General features: G+C 45.8%; 5 protein-coding genes. 1 reads left to right on the top strand and 4 read right to left on the bottom strand.

What is annotated here, in order from left to right:
* The 4 genes from cysW to IQ219_RS17455 all read right to left on the bottom strand — a co-directional run.
* Positions 1 to 684, bottom strand: a 684-nt coding sequence (gene cysW / locus IQ219_RS17470) for a sulfate ABC transporter permease subunit CysW (RefSeq protein ID WP_194073456.1), incomplete at its 3' end; no start/stop codon positions are given.
* Positions 671 to 1,531 carry a sulfate ABC transporter permease subunit CysT gene (cysT, locus tag IQ219_RS17465; RefSeq protein ID WP_194073455.1) on the bottom strand — a complete coding sequence of 287 codons (861 nt, stop codon included), beginning with the start codon at positions 1,529 to 1,531 and terminating at the stop codon, positions 671 to 673. The genes cysW and cysT, both read right to left, overlap by 14 nt.
* Position 1,532: 1 nt before the next feature.
* On the bottom strand, positions 1,533 to 1,826 hold the full coding sequence (locus tag IQ219_RS17460; protein ID WP_194073454.1) for an NIL domain-containing protein: 294 nt from the start codon (positions 1,824 to 1,826) through the stop codon (positions 1,533 to 1,535).
* A 47-nt stretch (positions 1,827 to 1,873) separates the two neighbouring features.
* Positions 1,874 to 2,932: a sulfate ABC transporter substrate-binding protein gene (locus tag IQ219_RS17455; RefSeq protein ID WP_194073453.1), complete on the bottom strand. Its 1,059-nt coding sequence runs from the start codon at positions 2,930 to 2,932 to the stop codon at positions 1,874 to 1,876.
* A gap of 228 nt (positions 2,933 to 3,160) precedes the next feature.
* On the opposite strand from IQ219_RS17455, the gene IQ219_RS17450 reads away from it, so the two are divergent.
* Positions 3,161 to 3,946, top strand: coding sequence for a Crp/Fnr family transcriptional regulator (locus IQ219_RS17450; protein ID WP_194073457.1), 786 nt, complete (start codon positions 3,161 to 3,163; stop codon positions 3,944 to 3,946).
* Positions 3,947 to 4,123 lie beyond the last annotated feature (177 nt).

Raw genomic sequence — 4,123 nt, 5'->3', positions numbered from 1 at the left:
TGTAGTGGTTTTACCTAAAATACTGCCGGAAACCACCGCCACCGCACCAAATTCCCCCATGGCCCTGGCATTGGTTAATAGAACTCCATAGAGTAAGCCCCAACGGATATTGGGCAACGTCACTCGCCAGAAAATTTGCCAATCCTTCGCCCCCAAGGTGCGGGCGGCCTCTTCCTGTTCCGGCCCCAATTCTTCCAGTACGGGAATCACTTCCCTGGCCACAAAGGGTAAGGTCACAAAAATAGTGGCGATCGCCATGCCAGGGACAGCAAACAGTATTTGCACATCGAGAGCGGCGAACCAGCTACCAATCCAGCCATTTTTGCCGTAGAGCAGAACAATCATCAAGCCGGCCACCACGGGGGAAATGGAGAAAGGTAAATCTAAAATGCTTAGAAATAGGGCCCGACCGGGGAATTGATTGCGGGCCAAAACCCAGGCGGCACAAAGACCAAATACCGTATTCAACGGGACGGAAATTAGGGCCATCACAACGGTCAGTTGCAGGGCAGACTGAAAATTGTGGTTCCCCAGGGCTTCTATAAATGGCCCCACCCCCTTATGAAAAGCTTCGTAAAAAACGGCGATCGCCGGCAACAGTAAAACTAAAACTAAGTAAAATAAAGCCAGGGCAATGAGTAGATGTTTAACCCTAAATGTTCGGGGTAATTTAATCGTTGGCATAGCGGCGTCCCCATTGTTGTAGCAAATTAATAATCAGCAATAATATCAGTGAAACAAATAAAAGCACTGCACCAATTACCGTCGCAGCAGGATAATCATATTGTTCGAGCCGCTCAAAAACTAACACCGGGGCAATCAAATCCTGAAAGGGAATATTGGACGCAATTAAAACCACTGAACCATACTCCCCTACTGCCCGGGAAAAACCCAAAGCCACTCCAGTTAGAATGGGGGGAATTAAAGGGGGAAAAATAACTCGCCAAAAGGTTTGAAATTCCGTTGCCCCCAAAGACCAAGCCGCTTCTTCTGCTTCCTCTTCCATTTCTTCCAAAACCGGTTGTAAGGTGCGGACAATAAAGGGTAAGGAAATAAAAACCATTGCCACAAATACCCCCAGGCGACTGAAGGCAATTTTAATACCAAAGGGAGCAAAAAATTGACCAACCCAGCCCGTTTGACTGTATAAAGTGGCCAATACTAAACCGGCCACGGAAGTGGGCAGAGCAAAGGGTAAATCCACCATAGCATCGACAATTTTTTTGCCAGGGAATTGGTAACGCACTAACACCCAGGCAACCAACGTTCCCATCACACCGTTGATCATCCCCGCTGCTAAGGCCGTGAGGAAGGTAACGTTATACGTGGAAACGGCGATGGGAGTGGTGGCAATTTGCCAAAATCCTTCTAAGCCTAAGGAAGCTGATTTGGCCAGCAAAGCGGCAATGGGTAACCATAGAATTAGTAAAAGATAGGTGATGGTAACTACCCAGGGCAGGGAAATGTATTGCCAAAAATTAAACTTAGCTAAACGTATGGCTAGGGAAGACATATTCAAATTTGTTGTCATGTTACCAACCGTCGAGATCCTGGTCTAAAACTGTGCTGACTTGCAATTCTTCTAGGTAAGTTAAGGCATCATTAATTGCTTCACTCTGACCAATTAAGGTTAATTTAAATTGCCCCTGACCACCGTTAGTGCCCAAAGTTGCCGCTAGAATATTTACCTGTAGTTGATAACGACTTACCAGTTGAGTAATAAGCGGTTCTTGACGATAGCTTTCAGGAATAGTGAGGTAAAGAGTTATCTCTGTAAGGCGATCTGAGCCATTGACGCTGGGGGAAGAGAAAGTTGGTGATTTCATAGATTACCTAAGCTTAATTAGAATTCTTAATCGGAGTTGTTGAATTTCTATTGCTTGCCGATTTTAGTGATCACTTGGTCAAAGACACCACCTTCATCAAAAAATTCGGCTTGGGCTTTTTTCCAACCCCCAAAATCCTCAATGGTGGCTAGGTTTTTCACTTGGGGAAATTGACTGGCAAACTTAGTTAGGACTTCTTGATTAACGGGGCGGAAGCCTGTTTCGGCAAAAATCTGTTGCGCTTCTGGGGTAAATAAATATTGCACAAAGGCGTCGGCCACTTCCCTGGTTCCTTTTTTATCCACGGTGCTATCAACAACGGCCACCGGTCCACTAATGGAAACATTGAAATCCTGGGGAATAATGTAGGGCTGATTTTCCCCTTTTTGTTTGGCTAACAGCACTTCATTTTCGTAGTTGAGCAAAACATTGCCTTGACCCTGTTTATAGAAAACATCCGTCGATTCCCGGGCATCCTTGGGCAAAACCGGCGCATTAGCCAAAACCTTGCTGGCAAAGTCAAAAGCTTGCTCCTCTGTGCCCCCAGTTTTGGTTACTGAACCCCAAAGGCCGAGAAAATTCCAGCGGGCGCCCCCGGAAGTTTTGGGGTTGGCGGTGATCACTTTAACTTCTGGTTTAGCCAAGTCAGACCATTTTTCCACTTTGATGTTGTCCGACTCCCTAGTTACAAAGGCGATGACGGAGTTAGTGACAATGGAGCCATTGGGGGCTTCCTCTTCCCAACCGGGTTGAATTAGCCCGGCACTTTCAATTTTTTGCACGTCGGAACTGAGGGCCAGGGCAACGATATCCGCTTCTAGTCCATCCACCACGGCTCTAGTCTGACTGCCGGAACCGCCATAGCTTTGCTCAAAAGTGACATCTTGTCCGGTTTTGGTTTTCCACTCTTCTGTGAATTTAGGAATGATTTTTTCAAAGGCATCCCTGGTGACGGCGTAGCTCACCAAGGTCAAATTCGCTGGAGCTTGACTGGCATTTTCCCCTGACCCGGGCTCGGTGGTGGCGGTGTTATTGCAAGCGGTGATACTGCCCATCATCAAAACGGCGATCGCCGAAAATCCCCAGCCAAAAGCAGATCGAGCCATCGTTAACTCCTTGAAATTGTGACCTGTGTGTAACTTTGATAAATCATACTTGAATTTGAAATGTTTTGCAATTTATTTTCAGAGTGTGCATAAAAATATTTCGCTTGTATCGTCAGCGTGTTGTTATCGGTGTGAATTCTCCGTTCTGCCGGGATTCGGTCTGTGTCATGATTGAAGTGGGATTTGCCCGACCGTGAACTGGGGCACTGGAAGTTATCTCTGAGTTCTATGGCTAAACGATCGCCTGCCTTATCCCCTGCCCTGCCGGAACGATTAGTGCAAGAAAGCTATCTTTTTCGGGGCATGGACCTCCCATCAGTAGCGGATTATCTTGCTTCAGCAGAACTTAAAATTGAAAAACTATTCTCAAATCGCCCCATTTACACCGCATTTCTGCCCGATCAAACCCTGGATAGTCTTTATGTGATGTTGGATGATGGTGTCGTAATTACCCGTAGTACTCCCCTAGACCGCATCATTGCCATTAACTATGCCGGCAGTTGCTTTGGTTGGCGTAGTTTGCCCTTTAGCTATGGTTTAGCCAGTAAATCTTTTCCCTGTTCCGTCGAGGTTTATAAAACTACCCACGTCATTAAAATTCCCCTCGCTACTGTTCAGCAAATTTATGAAAATAGCGAAATTTTTCGGGAACGCTATCGATTTTTATTTGAATTGCAACAAAAATTTGAATATCATCTACTCAATTGCAGCACCTATCCCCCTCAAGCGGTGGCGAGTTTATTGCGGGCGTTGATTTATCAAGAACGGGAATTGGGCAACCAACCCGATCGCCAGGGTAATTACATTTTTGATTTACCAATTGACGTCATTGCCAGGGCTTGTCAACTGAATCAAAGAACAGTGGAACAGGTGCTGAAGGGCATGCAAAAACACCATTTGATCACCATTCCCAAGGGGGAAAAGGAGGATCTCATTCAAATTCTGGCCCCGGAAGGACTGAAGGAAGTGTATAGTGCCACCCGGGAAAAGGTTAACTGGTGGCCTTTGAAATAGGAGTTGCAATGGTTGTGATAGATTTAAATAAAATTAAGGCACTTTTGTTTACTATCCCTCTTTCATCAAAATGGGTGAATTAGAATGGAGATAAAAGGCTGGAAAGCTTGGAGGGAGTATGACGAAGGTAAGAGAAGCGAAAAAGACAGTACAATGTGTAGACACGTATAGTGAACT

The organism is Synechocystis sp. LEGE 06083 (genome assembly GCF_015207725.1).
Lineage (GTDB): Bacteria > Cyanobacteriota > Cyanobacteriia > Cyanobacteriales > Microcystaceae > Synechocystis > Synechocystis salina.
Note: the sequence above shows the minus strand (reverse complement) of the source record. Positions and strands in the feature narration are given on the sequence as shown.

Excerpts from the sequence above, each read along its gene's own strand:
- cysT (WP_194073455.1), bottom strand. The coding sequence starts at position 1,531 with ATGACAACAAATTTGAATATGTCTTCCCTAGCCATACGTTTAGCTAAG.
- IQ219_RS17460 (WP_194073454.1), bottom strand. The coding sequence starts at position 1,826 with ATGAAATCACCAACTTTCTCTTCCCCCAGCGTCAATGGCTCAGATCGC.
- IQ219_RS17455 (WP_194073453.1), bottom strand. The coding sequence starts at position 2,932 with ATGGCTCGATCTGCTTTTGGCTGGGGATTTTCGGCGATCGCCGTTTTG.
- IQ219_RS17450 (WP_194073457.1), top strand. The coding sequence starts at position 3,161 with ATGGCTAAACGATCGCCTGCCTTATCCCCTGCCCTGCCGGAACGATTA.